The following is a 20,100-nucleotide window of genomic DNA, read 5'->3' as shown; positions in this document are numbered from 1 at the left end:
ACACTATTGCTCAACGACCAGTTTGACCTATAAACGCGACTGCCAGGCTTTTAGATCGGTGCATGGCAATTGTGACCGTTGACAAATATAGTCACAGGTCTAAAAATATGATTTCCATCCTATTATTTAATCAAGGGAATCTATGCGCCGGCTTCGACCTGCCCCTATTGCCGCTTGCTTGTTGCCTCTCGTCCTGACGGCGTGTGGCGAGCCATCCACCGCTCAAGATCCGCGCACGCAAGCCCCGCTGGTGAGGTCGGCAGCGGTTCAGGCTTCCTCTGATATCTCGCGTTCTTTCACTGGGGTGGTCGCTGCCCGTACTCAGGGCGATTTGGGCTTTCGGGTGTCAGGCAAGATCCTAGAGCGCTTGGTTGACACCGGCCAGACCGTCAAGCGTGGCCAGCCGCTCATGCGACTCGACCCGATTGACTTGGGTTTGCAGGCGCGGGCACAGCAAGAGTCGGTCACAGCCGCTAGGGCCCGAGCCAAGCAGACTGCGGATGACGAAGCGCGTTACCGTGATCTGGTCGCTGCAGGTGCGGTCTCTGCATCGGCCTATGACCAGATCAAAGCGGCGGCGGATACCGCCAAGGCACAACTGGGCGCCGCGCAAGCGCAGGCTGATGTGGCAAGGAATGCTTCGGGTTATGCGGTGCTGGTGGCGGATACCGACGGCATCGTGGTGGAGACGCTCGCTGAGCCTGGGCAAGTCGTCAGCCCGGGGCAGCCGGTGGTTCGGCTCGCGAGAGCAGGGCAGCGCGAGGCTATCGTGCACCTGCCCGAGACCGTGCGCCCGGCAGTCGGGTCTTCCGCGCAAGCGACACTTTATGGCAACACCACCGGTGCGGTTACCGCAAGGCTCAGGCTGCTGTCGGACTCGGCGGACCGTATGACTCGCACCTTCGAGGCGCGATATGTGCTGGAGGGCGCACTGGCGAATGCGCCACTTGGTTCGACCGTCACACTCAGGATTGGCGAAGGCGCGGCGCAGGGGCCGGTGTTGCAAGTACCCATCGCGGCGGTTTATGACCCCGGCAAGGGGACGGGGGTGTGGGTCATCGCCGGTACACCGGCGAAAGTGAGTTGGCGGCCTGTGCAGGTCCTGGGTTTAAGCGACGATGCAGCACGCGTCGCAGGCGATCTCAAGGAAGGCGAGCCGGTTGTAGCCTTGGGTGCACACCTGCTGCGCGATGGCGAAGAGGTGCGGCTGGCTCAACAGGGTGACGTCAAGGTTGCGGGGACTCATCCATGAGCGAGGGTCGTTTCAACCTTTCGGCGCTCGCCGTACGCGAGCGCTCGATCACGGTATTTTTGATCTTCCTGATTGCTGTTGCGGGCATCCTGTCGTTCTTCCAGTTGGGGCGCGCGGAGGATCCTCCCTTTACGGTCAAGCAGTTGACGGTGGTCACCGCGTGGCCGGGGGCGACTGCCCAGGAGATGCAGGATCAGGTCGCAGAGCCGCTTGAAAAACGCCTGCAGGAACTGAAGTGGTACGACCGCTCGGAAACCTATACCCGCCCGGGCCTGGCGTTCACGATGCTGTCATTGCTCGATAGCACGCCGCCGTCGCAGGTGCAGGAGGAGTTCTATCAGGCGCGTAAAAAGCTCGATGATGAGGCGATAAAGCTGCCGGCCGGTGTCATTGGGCCGATGGTCAACGATGAATTCTCGGACGTGACATTCGCCCTGTTTGCCCTGAAAGCCAAAGGCGAGCCACAGCGCCTGTTGGTGCGCGATGCCGAGTCGTTGCGCCAGCGCCTGCTGCATGTGCCGGGTGTGAAGAAGGTCAATATTATCGGGGAGCAGCCCGAACGTATCTTTGTCTCGTTTTCCCATGATCGCCTGGCCACCTTGGGCGTATCGCCTCAGGACATTTTTGCCGCGCTGAATAATCAAAATGTGCTCACGCCTGCAGGTTCCATTGAAACCCAAGGACCTGAAGTCTTCCTGCGCCTGGATGGCGCCTTCGATAAGCTGCAGAAAATTCGCGACACACCTATTACGCTCCAGGGACGCACGCTCAAGCTCTCTGATGTGGCGACGATTGAACGTGGTTACGAAGATCCCAAAACCTTTCTCGTGCGTAACAACGGTGAAGATGCGTTGCTGCTGGGGATCGTGATGCGCGATGGCTGGAACGGGCTGGACCTCGGCAAGGCGCTGGATGCGGAGACCGTCAAGATCAACCAGGGCATGCCGCTGGGCATGGCGCTCACCAAAGTCACCGATCAAGCGGTGAATATCGATTCGGCCGTCGGCGAGTTCATGGTCAAGTTCTTCGTTGCACTGCTCGTGGTGATGCTGGTGTGCTTTCTCAGCATGGGCTGGCGTGTCGGCGTTGTGGTGGCGGCCGCTGTGCCGTTGACGCTGGCCGTAGTGTTTGTGGTGATGGAGGCCACGGGGAAGAACTTTGACCGGATTACCCTCGGCTCATTGATTCTGGCACTCGGCCTGCTGGTGGACGACGCCATCATTGCTATCGAAATGATGGTGGTGAAAATGGAAGAGGGCTACGACCGCATCAAGGCGTCCGCATACGCCTGGAGCCATACGGCGGCGCCGATGCTGTCCGGTACCCTGGTGACGGCGATCGGCTTTATGCCCAATGGCTTCGCGCAATCGACCGCCGGTGAGTACACCAGCAACATGTTCTGGATTGTCGGTATAGCCCTCATTGCCTCCTGGGTGGTGGCCGTTGTTTTCACCCCGTATCTGGGCGTGAAGATGCTACCGAACATTAAGACAGTCGATGGTGGCCACGCCGCCATCTACAACACCCGTCACTACAACCGCTTCCGCCGGCTGTTGACGCAGGTCATTGCGCGCAAATGGCTGGTGGCCGGCACCGTTATCGTTTTGTTTGTGGTGTCGATCCTCGGCATGGGCCTGGTCAAGAAGCAGTTCTTCCCGACCTCGGACCGTCCTGAGGTTCTGATTGAAGTGCAAATGCCCTATGGAACCTCCATTGAGCAGACCAGCGCCACCAGCGCCAAGATAGAAGCCTGGCTGCAACAGCAGGAGGAGGCAAAAATCGTCACGGCCTATATCGGGCAAGGCGCACCGCGTTTTTATCTGGCGATGGCACCGGAACTGCCGGATCCGTCATTCGCCAAAATCGTGGTGCTGACAGACAGCCAGGAGGCCCGTGAGACCCTCAAGTTGCGTCTGCGCGAGGCGGCTGCCGAAGGCCTTGCGCCGCAAGCGCGGGTCCGGGTCACGCAACTGGTGTTTGGCCCGTACTCGCCGTTCCCGGTCGCCTACCGGGTGATGGGGCCTGACCCGGTGAAACTTCGCGAAATTGCCGGTCAGGTGCAGGACGTGTTGCAGGCCAGTCCGATGATGAGAACCGTCAACACCGACTGGGGCCCGCTGACGCCGACCTTGCATTTCACGCTGGATCAGGATCGTTTGCAGGCCGTGGGGTTGACGTCAAGCGCGGTGGCACAGCAACTGCAGTTCCTGCTGGCGGGCGTACCGATCACGGCGGTGCGCGAGGACATTCGTTCGGTGCAGGTGGTCGGGCGTGCGGCAGGTGATATCCGCCTTGATCCCGCCAAAATCGAAGGCTTTACCCTGGTCGGCACGGCGGGTCAGCGGATTCCGTTGTCTCAGGTAGGGGAGGTCGATGTACGTATGGAGGATCCGATCCTTCGCCGTCGTGACCGTACACCGACCATCACCGTACGCGGCGATATTGCCGAGGATCTGCAGCCGCCGGATGTGTCGAGTGCGATTGTGAAGGAACTCCAGCCGATCATCGACAAACTGCCGGACGGCTATCGGATCGAGCAAGCGGGTGCAATCGAGGAGTCGGGCAAGGCCGGTACGGCGATGTTGCCGCTGTTCCCGATCATGATTGCCATGACGCTGCTGGTCATCATTCTGCAGGTTCGCTCCATCTCCGCGATGATCATGGTGTTCCTCACCTCACCGCTGGGGTTGATGGGTGTAGTGCCGACCTTGTTACTGTTTCAACAACCCTTCGGCATCAACGCGCTGGTCGGTCTGATCGCGCTCTCGGGCATCCTGATGCGCAATACGCTGATTCTGATCGGGCAAATCCACCACAACGAACAAGAAGGGCTGGACCCTTTTCATGCGGTGGTCGAAGCCACGGTACAGCGGGCTCGCCCGGTCTTGCTGACAGCGATGGCGGCAATCCTGGCGTTCATCCCGCTGACCCATTCCGTCTTCTGGGGGACGCTGGCCTACACCCTGATCGGAGGCACGTTTGTCGGAACCATTGTGACGCTGGTATTCCTGCCTGCGATGTATTCCATATGGTTCAAGATCCGTCCCGAGCCTGAGAGCGGTACGCATACAGCGAAACCCACCCAAGCACTTCCGACTGATAAATGAAGAGGGTTCAATGAATAATCTCAACGGACAAAAGCGAATCGTGGTCACGGGCGTCGGCATTGTCGGGCCGCTGGGATGCGGGGTTGAGGAGGTCTGGAAGCGCTTGTTGGCTGGACGTTCGGGCATCCGCCAGCTACCGGGCGAGGTTACCGAGGGGACCGGTGTTGCAGTCGGTGGTCAGGTGCCGTCACTGGCGGAAGATGCCATCGCGGGGTATGACCCTGAGCGCATCATTTCGGCCAAGGACCGCAAGAAGATGGATCGCTTCATTGAGTTTGCTCTTGTGGCGGCGCATGAGGCGCTTGAGCTGGCAGGCTGGCACCCGACTGAAAGCGCAGACCAGCAAAGGACCGCGACGATTATTGCATCTGGCGTGGGCGGGTTTGGTGTGATTGCCGATGCTGTGCGGACCACCGACACACGTGGCCCGCGCAGATTATCGCCATTCACCGCGCCGTCTTTTCTCGCCAACATGGCGGCGGGGCACGTTTCCATCCAGCACGGTTTCAAAGGGCCGCTCGGCGCCCCGGTCACGGCCTGCGCCGCCGGCGTACAGGCTATCGGCGATGCCGCCAGGATCATCAGAAGTGGTGAGGCGGATATCGCCCTGTGCGGCGGTACCGAAGCGGCGATCGACCGTGTGACCCTGGGGTGTTTTGCAGCGGCGCGTGCGCTATCCACCGGTTTTGCCGAGCACCCGCAGCAGGCTTCACGGCCTTTTGATCGGGATCGCGATGGCTTCGTGATGTCCGAAGGCGCGGGGTTGCTGGTGATCGAGTCACTGGAGCATGCCCTCGCGCGTGGCGCCAAGCCACTGGCCGAGCTGGTGGGTTATGGCACCAGTGCAGATGCCTATCACCTGACCGCAGGTCCCGAGGACGGTAGCGGCGCACGCCGCGCCATGGAGCAGGCACTGCGTCAGGCGGCTGTCAGCCCTCTGGATGTGCAGCACATCAACGCACACGCGACCTCCACCCAGGTCGGTGACAAGGGCGAGTTGGCCGCCATTCGCGCGGTATTCGGGATCGATTCTGGCGTGGCAATCAGCTCGACCAAGTCTGCCACCGGGCATCTTCTGGGTGCGGCCGGAGGCATTGAGGCGATCTTTACCGTACTGGCGCTTCGTGATCAGGTCGTGCCTCCCACGCTCAACCTGAATCATGCCGATGAGGCGGCCGCAGGGCTTGACTTGGTACGCCTCAAGTCCCGGGAGATGGCGATCACGAACGCACTCTCAAATGGGTTCGGTTTTGGCGGCGTTAACGCGAGTGTGCTGTTCCGCCGCTGGGTGCCTGAGTCTGAAGTGTGATGACAGGTTGTGCCCGGGAGACGGCAGATGAGTCGCTGTAGAGGCTGCAAGGCAGTAAGCGTGCGAACTGCACTGACCCGACTGATCGGGCGTACGGCGATGCGCTCCAGCACGCGTGTCAAATAGGCTTGCGGGTTCAGGTCGTTGAGCTTGGCCGACCCCAGCAGGCTGTAAATCGCAGCCGCTCTAAATCCTTTTCGTCGAAAATCGTTGGAATGTTCGGCTTCTATAGTGGTCGATCAAACAATACCCCGATGAGTTCAGCACATGCCCATCGCAGATGAGATCGTCCAATACTTGCGTGAGCACGCCTTGGTAGTGACCACGGCCGAGTCCTGCACCGCTGGCAAAATTGTCACGCTGTTGTCTGAAGTGGAGGGCAGCGGCGAATTTATCGAATGTGGTTATGTGGTCTATTCGCCACAGGCCAAGCAACGATTGCTCCATGTCAGCCCCCAGACTATCGAGACGTTCAACCTGACGAGCGTCGAAGTCGCTGAGGAAATGGCCAGAGGGGCGTTACGAGACAGCACTGCAAATGCCGCCATCGCGACTACGGGGATACTCGGCCCCGACGCTGTGGACGGCATTCCCGCGGGCACAGTTTGTTTTGCCTGGGCGTTTCAGTCCGATGACAAGTGCTATCTGTTCAGTCACGAACACCGGTTCTCCGGCGGGCGTTGTCAGGTTCAAAAGGAAGCCACCGAATACGCCTTGCGCCAGCTTCCTCATTTTCATCGCCGCGCGCAGCTCGGCGATACAGGTGAAGCCCGATGAGCGACGATACCGATCATCCAGATTTGAAAAGCCGAAACCGTCCCGTTCGTGAGGACATGGCCTATCAATTGAAGGTCTGGCGTTTCGAGCGGGTCGGCTGGTACGTGTTGGTTCTGATTTTGGTGATGGCGCTCGGGGGCGTGTTTTCCAGAGGACTGCTCAGTTCGAGAGATGTGCGTAGCGACGATGGGAAGGTCAGGGTCGAATACGAGATGTTTCATCGAAACGGCTCCACCAACTCGATGAAAATCACGCTGACAGAAAGGCCAAATTCACCCGTTGAACTGGAGCTGGCTGGGCAGTTGCTGGAGGGTTTCAGCATTGAAACCTTACAACCCGAACCGTTGCGCTCACGAAGTTCCTCACAGGGCATGAAACTCTGGATGCAAACTGACGCCAATGGACAGGCAACCCTGTACATCACCTTACGCGGCGACGCGGTCGGTCTCTTGCGCAGCAAAATCATCTCCGCCGGCACTTCAAGCGTAAGGCTTGTTCAATTCATTTTTCCTTAGGTGACCTATGGACTCTGTCTTGCGTGCAGGAGCAATGTATTTAGCCCTTGTGGTGCTCTTCAAGATTGCCGGGCGGCGCTCATTGGCAGAGCTGACGACCTTCGATTTCGTCTTGCTGATGATGATCGGCGAAGCCACTCAGCAAGCGCTGCTGGGCGATGATTTTTCCATCACCAACGGCGTGCTCGTCATCGTGACGCTGATCGCCATTGACGTTGGCCTATCGCTGCTTAAACAGCGTTCTGGCTGGGTATCAAGGCTGATCGATGGTGAGCCAACGATCATCGTCGAGAATGGCAAGCTCCTGCACAGACGCCTGCGTCACGCTCGATTAATCGAAGCTGATGTAATGGAGGCTGCGCGCTCCAGCCAAGGTATCGAGAGGCTGGAAGAGATCAAGTTCGCGATAATTGAGCGCAACGGAAAAATCTCCATCATTGCCAAAGAAAATTAAAACGCAGACCCGTACTAGCTGCAGCCCCGTGATTTTCTTGGAACGTCCGTATTCGCCCGGAGCCTAAGGGTTAACACCCTAAGGAGGGCTAAACCATGTCTGAAGCCACCAGCTATTTTGCGATTGCTGTCGCCGTGTTCATTCTGCTTGTCGATCTATTGGCCATTGTCAGCGTGTTTCGGAGCGACAAAACCGTAGGGATAAAATCAGCGTGGGCGCTTGGTCTGATCATATTCCCGGTAGTGGGTTTAGTCGTCTGGGGAGTCGCCGGACCACGGGGCGTCAAGGAGGGGCCTTCCTCGCCCGAGCACAGTAAAGGCTGACGCTTAAAGCTACGGAGGAAGAATGACGGAACCCTCTTCATCTTTTGGCGTGCACTTGCGCGGTTGGTTGGCACACGTTTCCCGCTCAGGGTGGGGAGGACTGTCCTTTTGGGCGTTGCTGTTGTGTGTCACTGTTTTCCTCTTGGTCAGCGGTTATGGATCGTTTGTCGGTGCCAACAAGGCGAATCTCCACTTTGCCTTTCTGGGTGGGCTATCCGGGTTCGCCGCGACAGGACTTGGAGCCATTGCAGCAGTCGCATTGCGTGACATAACCGCCCGTACGCAAGACATCATGCTTGGCTTTGCCGCCGGCATGATGTTGGCCGCCAGTTCCTTCTCGCTCATTCTCCCTGGTATCGAAGCAGCTCAGGCCCTTTGCGCAAACCAGTTGCTCGCAGCATGCGTTGTTGTTGCGGGATTGGGATTGGGCGTAGCGCTGATGGTTGGCCTTGATCGTTTCGTCCCTCACGAACACGAGAAAAGCGGACGCAGGGGGCCGGACGCGCAGCGTATCAATCGGGTCTGGTTGTTCGTCTTGGCAATCACGCTGCATAACCTGCCAGAAGGGATGGCTATTGGAGTGAGCTTCGCCAACGGCGATATGAAGGTGGGGCTGCCGCTGACAACCGCGATTGCCATACAGGACATTCCGGAAGGGTTGGCAGTCGCCCTGGCATTACGGGTGACAGGCATCTCTGCGCTTCGAGCCGCGCTGATTGCGGTTGGTTCGGGGCTGATGGAACCCTTGGGGGCAATTGTCGGTTTAGGGATTTCCAGTAGCTTTGCCTTGGGGTATCCCATCGCTCTCGGCTTAGCAGCTGGCGCCATGATTTTTGTAGTGTCCCATGAGGTCATTCCCGAGACACATCGCAATGGTCATGAGACACCCGCGACCTTAGGCCTGATGCTGGGTTTCGCAGTCATGATGTTTCTTGATACAGCCCTGGGTTAGTTCTGAACCTTTTATCCGTCGCCCTGAAAAATTTCCGGAACACCTCTCGAATTTGTAATCCAAGTAAAAGCCGTGATTTGAAACCAGGCGGCGCTGCAATGGCGCCGCTTGCCATTTACAAATGCCTGCGCGAGAGACCGAAAATGTCTGATGCACAACGTGAAGCGAATTCCAGAGCCTCAAACCCGCAAAACACACTTTCCGAGTTGTTGACTCAACTCCTGATGGCTCGCGGGCCAGGTGGGCAGGAAGATGAGGTTCGCGAAATATGCTTGCAAACCATTACTCCTCTCTGCGACGAAACATGGGTTGATGCCGCAGGTAACGTCATAGGACTTATCAAGGGTAAGCGGGAGGTTACCGAATCGCGCAGAGCCGTAAGGGTCATGGCGCACATGGATGAAATCGCGATGGTGGTTAAGAGCGTCAATGAAGACGGCACATTGAGAGTTACTGCGCTGGGAGGCGCGAACCCGGTGAATTTCGGTATGTGTCCGGTTGATATTCTGGGTGATAACGAAATTATCCCAGGCGTTTTATCTTTCGGCTCAATGCATGCAACGCAGAATGCACCCCAAGGCGCTGATGTGTTATCGGGAAACGTGCACTGGAATGACGTTCATGTGATTACGCGATCTTCACCGCCGGTCTTGCGCACTCAGGGCGTACGTCCAGGTACGCGGGTCGTGTTGAGTCGTCATTGGCGTGAACCGTTTCGGGTGGGTGACGCCATCGCTGCGCATTTTCTGGATGACCGTGCCCCCATGGCGGCCGTGATCGATTCCGCCCATCAATTGAGCCATCGTCGAGATGAGCTGGCATGCGACGTATATCTTGTATTTACGACGTCGGAAGAAGAATCCAATGCAGGGGCGATGTTCGCATCCGCATCTCTCCCAGGTGAAACCACTATCGCTGTAGAGGTCGGGCCAGTGATGGATGAGTATGGAACGAGGCTGAGTGTCGATCCAATCATCAATACCGGCGACGAAAAGGGCTATTACACACGCGACATCGTGACGTCCTTAGCTGCTGCAGCAGAGCGCTGTGGTTACAGCCCTCAATATGCGTTACTCGTCGATTTTGCTTCAGATGCGAGCGCCGTATTAAGCAATGGCTCGTCGGCCAGAGCGGGGTGCATAGCAATACCTACCGAAAACACTCATGGTTATGAGCTGATTGTGGACGGCGCAGTTCGGGCTTGTTCGGCGACGCTTTGCGAGTACCTGGCCACTTGCTAAAGGCTGAAAGCCTTCCAGCGAGTAGCTTGTTCAAACTGATGAGGCTACAGGCGCGGGAACGTGCATGCTCGCTTCAACATAAGTTTCGGCTCACCACATGACTTTGCGCTTCGCTTGCCAGTCGCGCCTTTCATCGCCTGAGCCGAACGAGGACGCCGGGAAGTGAGCCACAAGTGCTCTGCGTCGCGGTTTCGCTTGATGCGTAACCCCCGACCGCTGGTCGCACTGCAACGGTTTATTTTGAAATTTATGAACAGGGAAGCGCCTCACAAAAAGGTAGGCAGTGCTCCAGGCGGGCGCTGCCCCTTCTTAAGCCTGAGGAGATTTGTTCATGTTTCTACATAACAAGCGACTTCAATACACAGTCCGTGTCGCCGAACCTAATCCAGGTCTGGCCAACCTGCTGCTGGAACAGTTTGGCGGCGCTCAAGGGGAGCTCGCGGCAGCGTCCCGCTACTTCACCCAGGCCTTGGCTGAAGACGATCCGGGCCGCAAGGATCTGCTGATGGACATCGCCACCGAAGAGCTCAGCCATCTGGAGATCGTCGGGTCCATCATCGTGATGCTCAACAAGGGCGCCAAGGGGCGCCTGGCCGAAGGCGTGGAAGAGGAGGGCGAGTTGTATCGTTCCCTCAACGGTGCCGGCAATGACTCTCACATCACCAGCCTGCTGTACGGTGCCGGTGCGCCGTTGACCAACTCCGCCGGCGTGCCCTGGACAGCGGCCTATATCGACACCATCGGTGAGCCCACCGCGGACATGCGCTCCAATATCGCCGCCGAAGCCCGCGCCAAAATCGTCTACGAGCGGTTGATGAACGTCACGGATGATCCGGGCGTAAAAGAAGCGCTGGGCTTTTTGATGACGCGGGAAATCGCGCATCAACTGTCTTTTGAAAAGGCGCTGCATTCGATCCAGCCGAACTTCCCTCAAGGCAAGCTGCCGGGCATGCCGGAATTCACGCAGGTTTATTACAACATGTCCCAAGGCGCGCAAAGTGTGCGTGGCCCGTGGAACCAGGGCGAAGGGTGGGAGTTCGTGGAGAACCCGCAACCGGCGGTCGATGGTGGTGATGGCTTGGCCACTGTGCAACTGGATGCCGATGACGAAGCGACGTTGAGCGCGATGAAGATCCGCACGGCCTCGGACGCGACGAGCGATCCCGTTACCGGTGCTGACCTGGGCTCGGGAATGCAATCTAAACGCGAGATTTGACGTTGGGCGGCGCCCGACCGCCTGCGGCGGGCGTCAATTCAGTGCAGGGTGGCACTGTGCGACGTTTTCACGGTCCATGGAACACGCGCCACGTAACTGGAGGTGAACCTTGGCAAGCAAGAAAAAGCCCGTGGTCGACCGTGTCGACCCGGCTCGGCTCTCTTCCAGCCGCAAAGACCTGTTTTTCGCGGCCATGGAAACCAGCCAAAGCGCGATGATCGTTTGCGACCCCGCCCAACCCGACAACCCGATCATCTTCGCCAATCAGGCGTTCCTGAGGCTGACGGGGTATGAACAGGATGAAGTCATCGGACGCAATTGCAGGCTCCTGCAAGGACCTGAAACCGATAAACGTGCGCTGCGGCAAGTGCAGCAAGCGATGACATGCCGCCATGAGGTATGTGTGGAAGTACTCAACTACCGCAAGGACGGTTCGACGTTCTGGAATGAACTGTTCATTTCGCCGCTGTTCAACGAAAGCGGCCAATTGGTGTACTTTTTTGCCTCCCAATTGGACGTGAGCCGGCGCCACGACGCTGAACTGCGCGTGCGCCGCGTCCAGGACCTGGAGGCCCTGGGGCAACTGACCGGCGGCATCGCCCATGACTTCAATAACCTGCTGCAGGTGATGGTCGGTTATCTCGAACTGATCCAGCAGAGCGTCAAGCGCCCCGGCACCGACCCGCAGCGCATCTTCAACAGCGCCAGCCGCGCCAGGGCCGCCGCCGAAAAAGCTCAAACCCTGACCCAACAACTACTCGCGTTCTCGCGCAAGCAACGCCTCGACAGTCGCGTGATCAACCTGAACACCTTGCTGAGCCGCACCGATTTCCTGGCGCAGACACTGCAGGATGTCCAGCTGCATGTGGATCTGGCTGAAGACCTGTGGAACTGCCGTATTGACCCTGCGCAGGCGGAGCTGGCGGTGCAGCATTTGTTATCCAACGCCCAGGATGCGCTCGAAGGACATGCCGCGCCGACCGTGACGGTCAAGACGCGCAACGTTCAGGTTCCGGGCGATGCCAATGCGCAACGCGACGGGTTGGCTGAAGGCCGCTACGTGGGCCTCTCGATCAGCGATAACGGCAATGGCATCGATGAGAGCGTCCAAGAGAAAATCATGCAGCCGTTCTTCACCACCAAGGAAGAGGGCAAGGGCTCGGGGCTGGGGTTGTCGATGGTGTATGGCTTCGTCAAGCAATCGGGCGGTACTGCGCGCATCCATTCCTACCCAGGCGTTGGCACGACGGTATGCCTGTATTTTCCGGCGAACGACAGCCAACTCTGGGTCGAGCAAACGCCTGCGGCCACCTCGCTTCAAGGCGACGAGCGCATCTTGATCGTGGAGGACCGGCCCGAAGTGGCCGAGCTCGCGCAGGAGGTTCTGTCTGACTACGGTTATCGCACCGACATTGCGCACACTGCCGCCGAGGCGCTGGACCGGCTCGCCTTTACGACCTATGACCTGTTGTTCAGTGACTTGATCATGCCCGGCCAGATGAATGGCGCGGAGCTCGCGCGCGAGATAGCGCGCCTGTATCCGCACACCAGGGTGCTGCTTACGACGGGCTATGCGAAAGACTCGCTGGAGCGTGCGGATATACAGGTGCATGAGTTTGAGTTGATTGCCAAACCCTACCAGCCCGCTGATTTGCCCAGGAAGATTCGCAGCCTGCTCGACACAGCGTGGACAGCGCCAGCATCAGGTTGAGGGCCATCACCAACAGAATCGAGAAGCCGAAGATCGAGCGCGCCCAGCGCGCTGGATCGACACGGCGCATTCCGCTGTTGGCGAGCGCCAGCCAGTAACCGCCCAAGGCGCTGATCACGGCGAAATACGGTATGCCCATCTGGGCCACCACTCCCAGCAGCAGGGGGCCGACGCAGAAGGCCAGGGTGTACACCTCAGTGCGCCAGCATGTTGTGGTGAATACTATCCATGATCCATAGCGAGAGCCCTACCAGCAAAAGAATGATGACCGCCGAAAAAATCAGTGCAATCAGGTTCCAGCGTTGTTCCTCGGCCGTATCCAGATGCAGGAAGAACTTGAGGTGGACCACGATCTGGATCACCCCCAGCGCCACCACCAGCCAGGCGGTGATGGTGCGCGGCAGCGAAGGGAACATCACCAAGGCGAAAGGGATCAGGGTCAGCAGCACCGACAGCAGGAACCCGACCAAGTAGGAACGGCTACTGCCATGGCTGGTACCGGCGCTGCTGTGAATCGGACTTTGTTTGTACATGTCACACCACCCCCAACAAATAGACCACGGTAAAAACGCAGATCCACACCACATCCAGGAAGTGCCAGAACAGGCTCAGGCAACTGAGCCGGGTGGCGGTGGTGTTGGTCAGGCCTTTCTGGCGAATCTGCACCATCAGCACAGCCATCCAGATCAACCCCGTCAACACGTGCGCGCCGTGGGTGCCGACGAGGGTGAAAAACGCGGTCAGAAACGCGCTGCGGTCCGGTCCGTAGCCTTCTGCGATCAGATGGTGGAACTCGTTGATTTCCATGGCGATGAAGCCGGCGCCGAGCACGAACGTGAGTCCCAGCCAACGCAGCACCTGGCTTTGCTGGCCACGGTTCATCGCGAGCATCGCGTAGCCGTAGGTGATGCTGCTCAACAGCAGCAGCATGGTTTCAGCGAGCACATAGGGCAGTTCGAAAATATCCACGCTCGAAGGACCGCCGGCCACGCTGTCGCGCAACACTGCATAGCCGGCGAACAAGCTCGCGAACAGGATGCAGTCGGTCATCAGGTAGATCCAGAACCCGAAGACGCTCAGCGAACCCGCGTCTTCATGTCCGTGTTCCTGTATATGAGCGACGTCTTTTTCAATCACGATATTGGACATGGATCAAGCCTCTGCCAGGTCTTTGAGACGTGCCGTTTCGATGCGTGCCACCTCTTGCGCGGGCACGAAGTAATCGGTGTCTTCGTCGTAGCTGCGCACCACGAACGCGACCACCGAAGCCACCAGCCCGAACGCCGCCAGCCACCAGATGTGCCAGACCAGGGCGAAGCTGCAGATCAGCGCAAACAGGCTGATCACCATGCCCGAGGCGGTGTTGCGCGGCATGTGGATGCTTCGGTAATCGGTATGGCTGAGGGTGCTCACGCCGCGCTCCTTCATGCCCCAATAAGCGTCTAGGTCATTGACCTTGGGTTGCTCGGCGAAGTTGTACAGCGGTGGCGGAGAGGCGGTGGCCCATTCCAGGGTGCGCCCGTCCCACGGGTCGCCAGTGAGGTCGCGGTATTGGTGGCGGTTGCGGATGCTGACGAACAGTTGCAGTGCCTGGGCGGCCACGCCGCAGAGGATGATTGCCACGCCCAGCAGTTCCAGCAGCAGCCAAGGCCGCCATTCCGGATTATCGAAGTGGTTGAGTCGGCGGGTCATGCCCATGAAGCCCAGTACGTACGACGGCATGAACGCGAAATAAAAGCCGATCAGCCAGCACCAGAAGGCGATGCGGCCCAGCTTGTCGTTCAAGCGGAAGCCAAAGGCCTTGGGGAACCAGTAGGTCAGGCCGGCCATGTAGCCGAACACCGCGCCGCCGATGATCACGTTGTGAAAATGCGCGATCAGGAACAGGCTGTTGTGCAGCATAAAGTCGGCGCCCGGTACTGCCAGCAATACCCCGGTCATCCCGCCGATGCTGAAGGTCACGATAAAGCCCAGGGTCCACAGCATGGGGGTCTCGAAGCGCACCCGGCCACGGTACATGGTGAACAGCCAGGTGAAGATTTTCACCCCGGTCGGCACCGCGATAATCATGGTCATGATGCCGAAGAACGCGTTGACGTTACCCCCTGCGCCCATGGTGAAAAAGTGGTGCAGCCACACGATGAACGACAACACGGTAATCGCAATCGTCGCCCATACCAGCGACACGTAACCGAACAGCCGCTTACTGCTGAAGGTCGCGGCAATCTCGGAAAACACCCCGAACGCCGGCAGGATCAGGATGTACACCTCCGGATGCCCCCAGGCCCAGATCAAGTTGACGTACATCATCGGGTTGCCGCCGGCTTCGTTGGTGAAGAAATGCATGCCCAGGTAACGGTCCAGCGACAGCATCAGCAGGGTGGCAGTAAGAATTGGAAACGACGCCAGGATCAGCACCGAGGTGCACAGCGCATTCCAGGTGAACACCGGCATCTTGAACAATGTCATGCCTTCGGTACGCATCTTCAAGATCGTGACGAAGAAATTCAGCCCCGTCAGTAATGTGCCGATGCCGGATATCTGCAATGACCAGATGTAGTAGTCCACCCCGACCCCGGGGCTGTAGGCCAACCCGGATAACGGCGGATAGGCGACCCAACCGGTTCGCGCGAACTCACCGATCCCCAATGAGACGTTGACCAGCGCGGCACCGGCCACGAACAGCCAGAAGCTCAGCGCGTTGAGAAACGGGTAGGCCACGTCGCGTGCGCCGATCTGCAACGGCACCACAACGTTCATCAGGCCGACGACGAAGGGCATGGCCACGAAGAAAATCATGATCACGCCATGGGCGGTGAAGATCTGGTCGTAGTGTTCCGGCGGCAGATAACCCGGCCCGCCACTGGCGGCCATGGCTTGCTGGGTGCGCATCATGATCGCATCGGAAAAACCGCGGAGCAGCATCACCAGCGCGACGATGATGTACATACAGCCGATCTTTTTGTGGTCCACCGACGTGAACCACTCGCGCCACAAATAGCCCCATTTGCGCTTCCAGGTAATGGTGCCCACTATCGCCGCGCCGATCAGCCCGATGAAGGCCAGCGTATACATCACAATCGGTTCAGTGGTTGGAATCGCATCCCATGAGAGTTTTCCGAACATTGCTATTGCTCCTCGGCCAGTAAACGGGTGTGTTGATCGGCGCGCTCTCCAGTGCCGCTCAATGGCGCTCGCCTGGTTTTATTGGCCTTGTTCATGCCTTCGTATTTATCGACGATGTCCAGGAACAGCCGCTCCTGCACTGCCGAGTAATAGGTCACCGGGTGCTTGATGGTGGGCTTGGCCAGGTGCGCATAGCTCGTTTGGTCAAGGGTTGTGGAGGCGCCCTTGACCTTGTTCACCCAGGCCTGGAAGTCGGTGGGGCTTAATGACAGCGTGGTGAAATGCATGTCGGAAAAACCGGGGCCGTTGTAGTTGGCGGCAATCCCTTTGAACTCGCCGGTCTCGTTGGCGATCAGGTGCAACTTGGTCTGCATGCCTGCCATGGCGTAAATCTGACCACCCAGCGCCGGTATGAAGAACGACGTCATGGCCGCATCGGAAGTGATGGTGAAACTCACCGGCGTGTGCACCGGCAAGGCCAGTTCGTTGACGCTGGCGATGCCCAGGTCGGGGTAGATGAACAGCCACTTCCAGTCGGTGGCCACCACCTGGACGTTGATCGGTGGCGTGTCCGAGTCGAGCGGGCGATAGGGGTCGAGGGCGTGGGTGGTTTTCCACGTCACCCAGCCCAAGGCGATGATGATCAGCAGCGGCACGCCCCACACCACCGCTTCGATTTTGTGGGAACTGGCCCAGCGCGGTGAGTAACGGGCCTTTTTATTGGTGGCGCGGTAGCGGTAGGCGAATACGAACATCAGCACGATCACCGGCACCACAACCAACAGCATCAAGCCGGTGGCGAGGATAATCAGGTCGCGCTCATCGGTTGCAACCTGCCCCTTGGGGTTGAACACCACTAAGTTGCAGCCGCTTAACAAGAAGACGCTGGCGAGATATGCCAGGCAATAGCCAATCGCTCGTTTCATGCCTTGCTCCTGTATTGAAAACGTCCGTTGTGACGGTGCCGAAACTCCGGCGACAGTGTTCGTAAATGACTTAAGCGAAACGCTGGCGCTGCGTTTGTTAGTGCCTGGCGCAGTCAAGTGCCTGACGCCAGGCAATACAGCGCCATCAATGGATAAAACGCATCCACTGCCCGAATCTGTTGGCTTTCGCTGCTGCTCTACGGTGGGCGGTTTCACCGCGCTGCCGAATATTTTGAATAGACGTCACGGGGTTGGTTTAACAATTTGTTACTTCGCCTGACGAACGGCTTAACAAGCGAAACGGCAGTAGACATGATGCAGTTGGCCTTGGAAAAAAGACGGAATCCCTGCTAAAGCATTCAGGTCTTACTTGAGGGTCAACCCACTAACGGCCCGGGAGAATAGTTATGTTTATTCGTGGTAATACCTATAAAGCATGGGCAGAAAAGGCATTGGAAGAGGAATGCTTTACTCAGGAAGTGGAAAACGGTTGCCATATCGAAGTCAGGGCCCGGGAGCGCGAAGACGCCGATATCGAAGTGTTGGTCAGCGTCTATACAGCGACGGGGCAATGCGTGGTCGAACGCACCAGGCAGTTGCCGGGCGCCGAATGGACCGTGCACGACGCGCTCAAGCGCGGCATTGATCAGGCGGAACGGATCGCTGGCGGAGAATCGGGACGGCTGCCCTGTGCCGATGGACACATGCACGAGGACGATTAACGGAGCGCCGTGAAGTTCAAGTTACTCACCGCAGCGCATTCAGACGCAGCGAAATAAGCCGCCGTTGCGTATATAAGTTCGGCGCACTAGTCACCGGCTCGCCTAATAGCGTTACGGGCCTATGTACAGCTCGAAAAAAAGCCCGTACGGAGTACGGGCAAGACAGGAGTTTTTACCAGAGCCTGGAGGGAACAGGCTCAATAGTAAGAAGCGCTAAAGCGAAAACGGTTTTGTTTTTTTTCATGAGGTGCCGACGAATGGTCATATCCCGGCGGGGCCGTAAGTTGGCGCAACTAAAAATACACATCAAAGAGGAAAAATCTGAACCTTCGCGCTGCTCCAATAACAAAAATCAGAAGGAGGGCATATGAAAAATTCTTTATATATTATCGAGTACGAATACCATCATAAGCCGAGATCTTTCATTATAAGAGCGGAGGTTATGAATAATGCAGAAGCGTGGCATTGGGCATCTTGCGATGCTGGGATCGGTATAATTCCGCGGTCACGCCATGAAAAGATCAAGCGGGTCAGCAGACCCCTTGCAGAACGCTACGGCCTGGAGAATGTCAGGTGGCGTCCTTCTGGCAGTATTCCATTTATTGCACAGCCCTATGTACCGCCGCCCCCTGAATGAATGCAACTTTTAACAAATGAACTCATTTGAGTGTGGTGTTGGTTTGAGTCAAACCTTACTGTTTTTTCGACGTTCCTGCAGCATGCATAACTTGAGGGCGCTGCGTTGAAGGGCGTCCATCATCAAGTCCGCCAGATACTGTTGCCTGCATTGCGGGCAGAGCATCTCGGCGGCTGTGGACACCAGATAGGAGGGTTCGTCCGTCGTCGGCTCCAAGGGCTGTTTACATTGGGCGCACTGGCCGTTCGCGTGTAGACCAGACATGTTCGACTCCTCCCTGAATTAAAAGCTCACTCACAATCCATGATGAGTTGAACGATTTCAATAAAAAAAAGGAAGAGTTTCAAACAAGCGATTAATTGATGTTAAAACGCCAATATTGGGGTTTCAAGTTTAAAAGCGCTAGGAGTGAATGAAGCTGCTTACAAACTCTGCCTGGATGACCGGTAGTTCGATCCCATGGATCAAGCCGGCTGTCATGGCTTGTTGCGGGTCGAGAATGCGCGGCGCCGCGATCAGGTACTTTTCTGTTTCGAGTTTTTCCTTTGCATCCTGGGTACGCTCTTCGACGATGCGTGCATACAACTGCAAGTCGTAGTCAAGGCTCATGGCGTATTCGGACATACGCGAATGGTCGACGGCGCCTTGCACATGCCAGTGAAACGGATGAAACAGAAACTTGCTGTGCTTGCACGCCGTCCTGCGCTCACCGGCCAGAAAGATGATATTGCCCATCGACTCCACGGTGCCGAGGTTGTGGGTGTGCACCGCGATCGGCAGCGCCAGCAGGAAGTTGTACATGGTAAAACCGTAGCTGCATTCGCCGCCCATCGTGGCGATGTTCACTACCAGGCCCGAAGCCTCTTGCTGAACGGCCAACGAGGCTTTTTCGATGAGTTGGCTGCAGGTAGAGGCGGTGACCGGCCCGGTAAAGTTAATGACGTGTAAAGGCATGGTGTCTCCCGTCCATCAGGGCAGGGGAGCACGGCTCCCCTGCATCAAGCACATCAACTGTTGCGTCCGCCACCATGGCTGTTCTGGCCGCCTTTACGGCCAGCTTCCGAGGCTTTCTCACGGTCGTTGGCAAAGTTGCCGCCACTGTTCTGACCGCCTTTGCTACCGGCGTCGGCGGCGCGCTCGGGATCATTCTTGAAATTGCCGCCGCTGTTCTGGCCACCCTTGCTTCCGATCTCCTGATAGAACTCTTTGTCATGTGAAGCCGAAGTTGCCTCGCCACCTTTCTTGCCGGCTTCGTTGACGCTCATTTGATTTTGCTTGTCGTTAGTAGTCATCTCAGTCATCTCGTCGTTATGTTGGTAATATATCTTTCAACTCGATCTACAGGTAGTTAAATACTGATGGTCGCTCAGGTTATAAATGCCTTTCGCACAGCGGTAGTGCTTGCGACGCATCGACAGTTGCTTCAGCCAGTTCGACGACGCGCCGATGTTCGTAACACGGCAATGTGTTCGCGCGTAGGCTTGCCCTCGGTTCAGTTCGCACTTGTGTGCTCGGCTTGTGAGGTAAAATACTTCGCTGATAGTCTGCTGATGCCCCCATGCTTAGTTCTCCTCTGCTATTAAGAGAAGGGGCAGCATGGCTGCCCCCTTGTGACCGCTGTTACTACTTGCGGCCGCCGCCATGGCTATTCTGGCCACCTTTACGGCCAGCTTCCGAAGCCTTTTCACGGTCATTGGCAAAGTTGCCGCCAGATGCCTGGCCGCCTTTCTTTCCCGCCTCGGACGCTTTTTCGTGATCGTTGGCGAAGTTACCTGGGTTTTTATTACTGGTCGTCATAATGCTACTCCAACTGTAATTGAGGTTTCGCTTAC

General features: G+C 57.7%; 21 protein-coding genes and 1 pseudogene. 13 read left to right on the top strand and 9 right to left on the bottom strand.

Annotation, left to right across the window (positions count from 1 at the left end; translation table 11 throughout):
- The first annotated feature begins 142 nt into the window (after window positions 1-142).
- From AB3G88_RS13655 to fabF, 3 genes are read left to right on the top strand one after another with little or no spacing between them, the layout of a single operon-like run.
- Complete coding sequence (locus AB3G88_RS13655; RefSeq protein ID WP_480454366.1) at window positions 143-1,252, top strand: efflux RND transporter periplasmic adaptor subunit; 1,110 nt, start codon at window positions 143-145, stop codon at window positions 1,250-1,252.
- Entirely contained in the window at window positions 1,249-4,359 is a 3,111-nt protein-coding gene (locus AB3G88_RS13650; protein ID WP_480454365.1) for an efflux RND transporter permease subunit, read from the top strand. The genes AB3G88_RS13655 and AB3G88_RS13650 overlap by 4 nt, the downstream gene beginning before the upstream one ends.
- 10 nt (window positions 4,360-4,369) lie before the next feature.
- On the top strand, window positions 4,370-5,668 hold the full coding sequence (gene fabF, locus AB3G88_RS13645) for a beta-ketoacyl-ACP synthase II (protein ID WP_400524311.1): 1,299 nt from the start codon (window positions 4,370-4,372) through the stop codon (window positions 5,666-5,668).
- A 74-nt stretch (window positions 5,669-5,742) separates the two neighbouring features.
- On the opposite strand, the pseudogene AB3G88_RS13640 reads toward fabF, so the two are convergent.
- Window positions 5,743-5,862 (bottom strand): annotated as a pseudogene (locus AB3G88_RS13640) (transposase domain-containing protein); the annotation flags it as partial.
- 73 nt (window positions 5,863-5,935) lie between these two features.
- Here AB3G88_RS13640 and AB3G88_RS13635 point away from each other — a divergent pair.
- The 8 genes from AB3G88_RS13635 to AB3G88_RS13600 all read left to right on the top strand — a co-directional run bounded on the left by AB3G88_RS13635 (window position 5,936) and on the right by AB3G88_RS13600 (window position 12,857).
- Entirely contained in the window at window positions 5,936-6,445 is a 510-nt protein-coding gene (locus tag AB3G88_RS13635; RefSeq protein ID WP_480454363.1) for a CinA family protein, read from the top strand.
- Entirely contained in the window at window positions 6,442-6,960 is a 519-nt protein-coding gene (locus AB3G88_RS13630) for a hypothetical protein (protein ID WP_480454361.1), read from the top strand. Before AB3G88_RS13635 ends, AB3G88_RS13630 begins: the two co-directional genes overlap by 4 nt.
- 7 nt (window positions 6,961-6,967) lie before the next feature.
- Window positions 6,968-7,414 carry a DUF421 domain-containing protein gene (locus AB3G88_RS13625; RefSeq protein WP_480454359.1) on the top strand — a complete coding sequence of 149 codons (447 nt, stop codon included), beginning with the start codon at window positions 6,968-6,970 and terminating at the stop codon, window positions 7,412-7,414.
- A 95-nt stretch (window positions 7,415-7,509) separates the two neighbouring features.
- Window positions 7,510-7,737, top strand: coding sequence for a PLD nuclease N-terminal domain-containing protein (locus AB3G88_RS13620; RefSeq protein ID WP_099583105.1), 228 nt, complete (start codon window positions 7,510-7,512; stop codon window positions 7,735-7,737).
- A 22-nt stretch (window positions 7,738-7,759) separates the two neighbouring features.
- On the top strand, window positions 7,760-8,689 hold the full coding sequence (locus AB3G88_RS13615; RefSeq protein WP_099583104.1) for a ZIP family metal transporter: 930 nt from the start codon (window positions 7,760-7,762) through the stop codon (window positions 8,687-8,689).
- A gap of 224 nt (window positions 8,690-8,913) precedes the next feature.
- A complete protein-coding gene (locus tag AB3G88_RS13610) occupies window positions 8,914-9,930 on the top strand; it encodes a zinc-binding metallopeptidase family protein (RefSeq protein ID WP_256673649.1) in 1,017 nt (338 codons plus the stop codon).
- A 331-nt stretch (window positions 9,931-10,261) separates the two neighbouring features.
- A complete protein-coding gene (locus AB3G88_RS13605) occupies window positions 10,262-11,146 on the top strand; it encodes a manganese catalase family protein (protein WP_158878292.1) in 885 nt (294 codons plus the stop codon).
- 109 nt (window positions 11,147-11,255) lie between these two features.
- Window positions 11,256-12,857, top strand: a complete 1,602-nt coding sequence (locus AB3G88_RS13600) for a histidine kinase famiy protein (protein ID WP_480454357.1) — start codon at window positions 11,256-11,258, stop codon at window positions 12,855-12,857.
- Window positions 12,858-13,051: 194 nt separating this feature from the next.
- Here the strand turns inward: AB3G88_RS13600 and cyoD are convergent, their stop codons facing one another.
- Genes cyoD through cyoA form a run of 4 tightly spaced genes read right to left on the bottom strand, consistent with a single transcriptional unit; the run spans window position 13,052 to window position 16,909 of the window.
- Entirely contained in the window at window positions 13,052-13,390 is a 339-nt protein-coding gene (gene cyoD, locus AB3G88_RS13595) for a cytochrome o ubiquinol oxidase subunit IV (RefSeq protein WP_480454355.1), read from the bottom strand.
- Between the two features lies 1 nt (window position 13,391).
- Window positions 13,392-14,006 (bottom strand): cytochrome o ubiquinol oxidase subunit III, encoded by a 615-nt coding sequence (locus AB3G88_RS13590; protein WP_480454353.1) that lies wholly within the window; start codon window positions 14,004-14,006, stop codon window positions 13,392-13,394.
- A gap of 3 nt (window positions 14,007-14,009) precedes the next feature.
- Window positions 14,010-15,983 carry a cytochrome o ubiquinol oxidase subunit I gene (gene cyoB, locus AB3G88_RS13585; protein WP_480454352.1) on the bottom strand — a complete coding sequence of 658 codons (1,974 nt, stop codon included), beginning with the start codon at window positions 15,981-15,983 and terminating at the stop codon, window positions 14,010-14,012.
- 2 nt (window positions 15,984-15,985) lie between these two features.
- Window positions 15,986-16,909 carry a ubiquinol oxidase subunit II gene (cyoA, locus tag AB3G88_RS13580; RefSeq protein ID WP_191958399.1) on the bottom strand — a complete coding sequence of 308 codons (924 nt, stop codon included), beginning with the start codon at window positions 16,907-16,909 and terminating at the stop codon, window positions 15,986-15,988.
- Between the two features lie 407 nt (window positions 16,910-17,316).
- Between cyoA and AB3G88_RS13575 the strand changes: the two genes are divergently transcribed.
- The gene (locus AB3G88_RS13575) at window positions 17,317-17,631 is read left to right on the top strand and encodes a hypothetical protein (RefSeq protein WP_480454350.1); all 315 of its coding nucleotides are present in this window, start codon (window positions 17,317-17,319) and stop codon (window positions 17,629-17,631) included.
- A gap of 367 nt (window positions 17,632-17,998) precedes the next feature.
- Entirely contained in the window at window positions 17,999-18,268 is a 270-nt protein-coding gene (locus AB3G88_RS13570; protein WP_099583095.1) for a DUF6555 family protein, read from the top strand.
- Window positions 18,269-18,316: 48 nt separating this feature from the next.
- Here the strand turns inward: AB3G88_RS13570 and AB3G88_RS13565 are convergent, their stop codons facing one another.
- The 4 genes from AB3G88_RS13565 to AB3G88_RS13550 form a co-directional block, all read right to left on the bottom strand.
- Entirely contained in the window at window positions 18,317-18,532 is a 216-nt protein-coding gene (locus tag AB3G88_RS13565) for a hypothetical protein (protein WP_099583093.1), read from the bottom strand.
- A 138-nt stretch (window positions 18,533-18,670) separates the two neighbouring features.
- Window positions 18,671-19,222, bottom strand: coding sequence for an ATP-dependent Clp protease proteolytic subunit (locus AB3G88_RS13560; RefSeq protein ID WP_099583091.1), 552 nt, complete (start codon window positions 19,220-19,222; stop codon window positions 18,671-18,673).
- A gap of 53 nt (window positions 19,223-19,275) precedes the next feature.
- Entirely contained in the window at window positions 19,276-19,560 is a 285-nt protein-coding gene (locus AB3G88_RS13555; protein ID WP_099583089.1) for a con-10 family general stress protein, read from the bottom strand.
- A gap of 331 nt (window positions 19,561-19,891) precedes the next feature.
- Window positions 19,892-20,065 (bottom strand): con-10 family general stress protein, encoded by a 174-nt coding sequence (locus tag AB3G88_RS13550; RefSeq protein ID WP_027616405.1) that lies wholly within the window; start codon window positions 20,063-20,065, stop codon window positions 19,892-19,894.
- Between the last annotated feature and the right edge of the window lie 35 nt (window positions 20,066-20,100).

The organism is Pseudomonas arvensis (genome assembly GCF_056688935.1).
The sequence above is the reverse complement of the archived record's forward strand: the minus strand, read 5'-3'. Positions and strand labels throughout refer to the sequence as shown.

Excerpts from the sequence above, each read along its gene's own strand:
- fabF (WP_400524311.1), top strand. The coding sequence starts at position 4,370 with ATGAATAATCTCAACGGACAAAAGCGAATCGTGGTCACGGGCGTCGGC.
- AB3G88_RS13570 (WP_099583095.1), top strand. The coding sequence starts at position 17,999 with ATGAAAAATTCTTTATATATTATCGAGTACGAATACCATCATAAGCCG.
- AB3G88_RS13635 (WP_480454363.1), top strand. The coding sequence starts at position 5,936 with ATGCCCATCGCAGATGAGATCGTCCAATACTTGCGTGAGCACGCCTTG.
- AB3G88_RS13630 (WP_480454361.1), top strand. The coding sequence starts at position 6,442 with ATGAGCGACGATACCGATCATCCAGATTTGAAAAGCCGAAACCGTCCC.
- AB3G88_RS13655 (WP_480454366.1), top strand. The coding sequence starts at position 143 with ATGCGCCGGCTTCGACCTGCCCCTATTGCCGCTTGCTTGTTGCCTCTC.
- cyoB (WP_480454352.1), bottom strand. The coding sequence starts at position 15,983 with ATGTTCGGAAAACTCTCATGGGATGCGATTCCAACCACTGAACCGATT.
- AB3G88_RS13590 (WP_480454353.1), bottom strand. The coding sequence starts at position 14,006 with ATGTCCAATATCGTGATTGAAAAAGACGTCGCTCATATACAGGAACAC.
- AB3G88_RS13560 (WP_099583091.1), bottom strand. The coding sequence starts at position 19,222 with ATGCCTTTACACGTCATTAACTTTACCGGGCCGGTCACCGCCTCTACC.
- AB3G88_RS13565 (WP_099583093.1), bottom strand. The coding sequence starts at position 18,532 with ATGTCTGGTCTACACGCGAACGGCCAGTGCGCCCAATGTAAACAGCCC.
- AB3G88_RS13575 (WP_480454350.1), top strand. The coding sequence starts at position 17,317 with ATGTTTATTCGTGGTAATACCTATAAAGCATGGGCAGAAAAGGCATTG.
- AB3G88_RS13610 (WP_256673649.1), top strand. The coding sequence starts at position 8,914 with ATGGCTCGCGGGCCAGGTGGGCAGGAAGATGAGGTTCGCGAAATATGC.
- AB3G88_RS13620 (WP_099583105.1), top strand. The coding sequence starts at position 7,510 with ATGTCTGAAGCCACCAGCTATTTTGCGATTGCTGTCGCCGTGTTCATT.
- AB3G88_RS13615 (WP_099583104.1), top strand. The coding sequence starts at position 7,760 with ATGACGGAACCCTCTTCATCTTTTGGCGTGCACTTGCGCGGTTGGTTG.
- AB3G88_RS13650 (WP_480454365.1), top strand. The coding sequence starts at position 1,249 with ATGAGCGAGGGTCGTTTCAACCTTTCGGCGCTCGCCGTACGCGAGCGC.
- AB3G88_RS13550 (WP_027616405.1), bottom strand. The coding sequence starts at position 20,065 with ATGACGACCAGTAATAAAAACCCAGGTAACTTCGCCAACGATCACGAA.
- AB3G88_RS13605 (WP_158878292.1), top strand. The coding sequence starts at position 10,262 with ATGTTTCTACATAACAAGCGACTTCAATACACAGTCCGTGTCGCCGAA.
- AB3G88_RS13555 (WP_099583089.1), bottom strand. The coding sequence starts at position 19,560 with ATGACTACTAACGACAAGCAAAATCAAATGAGCGTCAACGAAGCCGGC.
- cyoA (WP_191958399.1), bottom strand. The coding sequence starts at position 16,909 with ATGAAACGAGCGATTGGCTATTGCCTGGCATATCTCGCCAGCGTCTTC.
- cyoD (WP_480454355.1), bottom strand. The coding sequence starts at position 13,390 with ATGTACAAACAAAGTCCGATTCACAGCAGCGCCGGTACCAGCCATGGC.
- AB3G88_RS13625 (WP_480454359.1), top strand. The coding sequence starts at position 6,968 with ATGGACTCTGTCTTGCGTGCAGGAGCAATGTATTTAGCCCTTGTGGTG.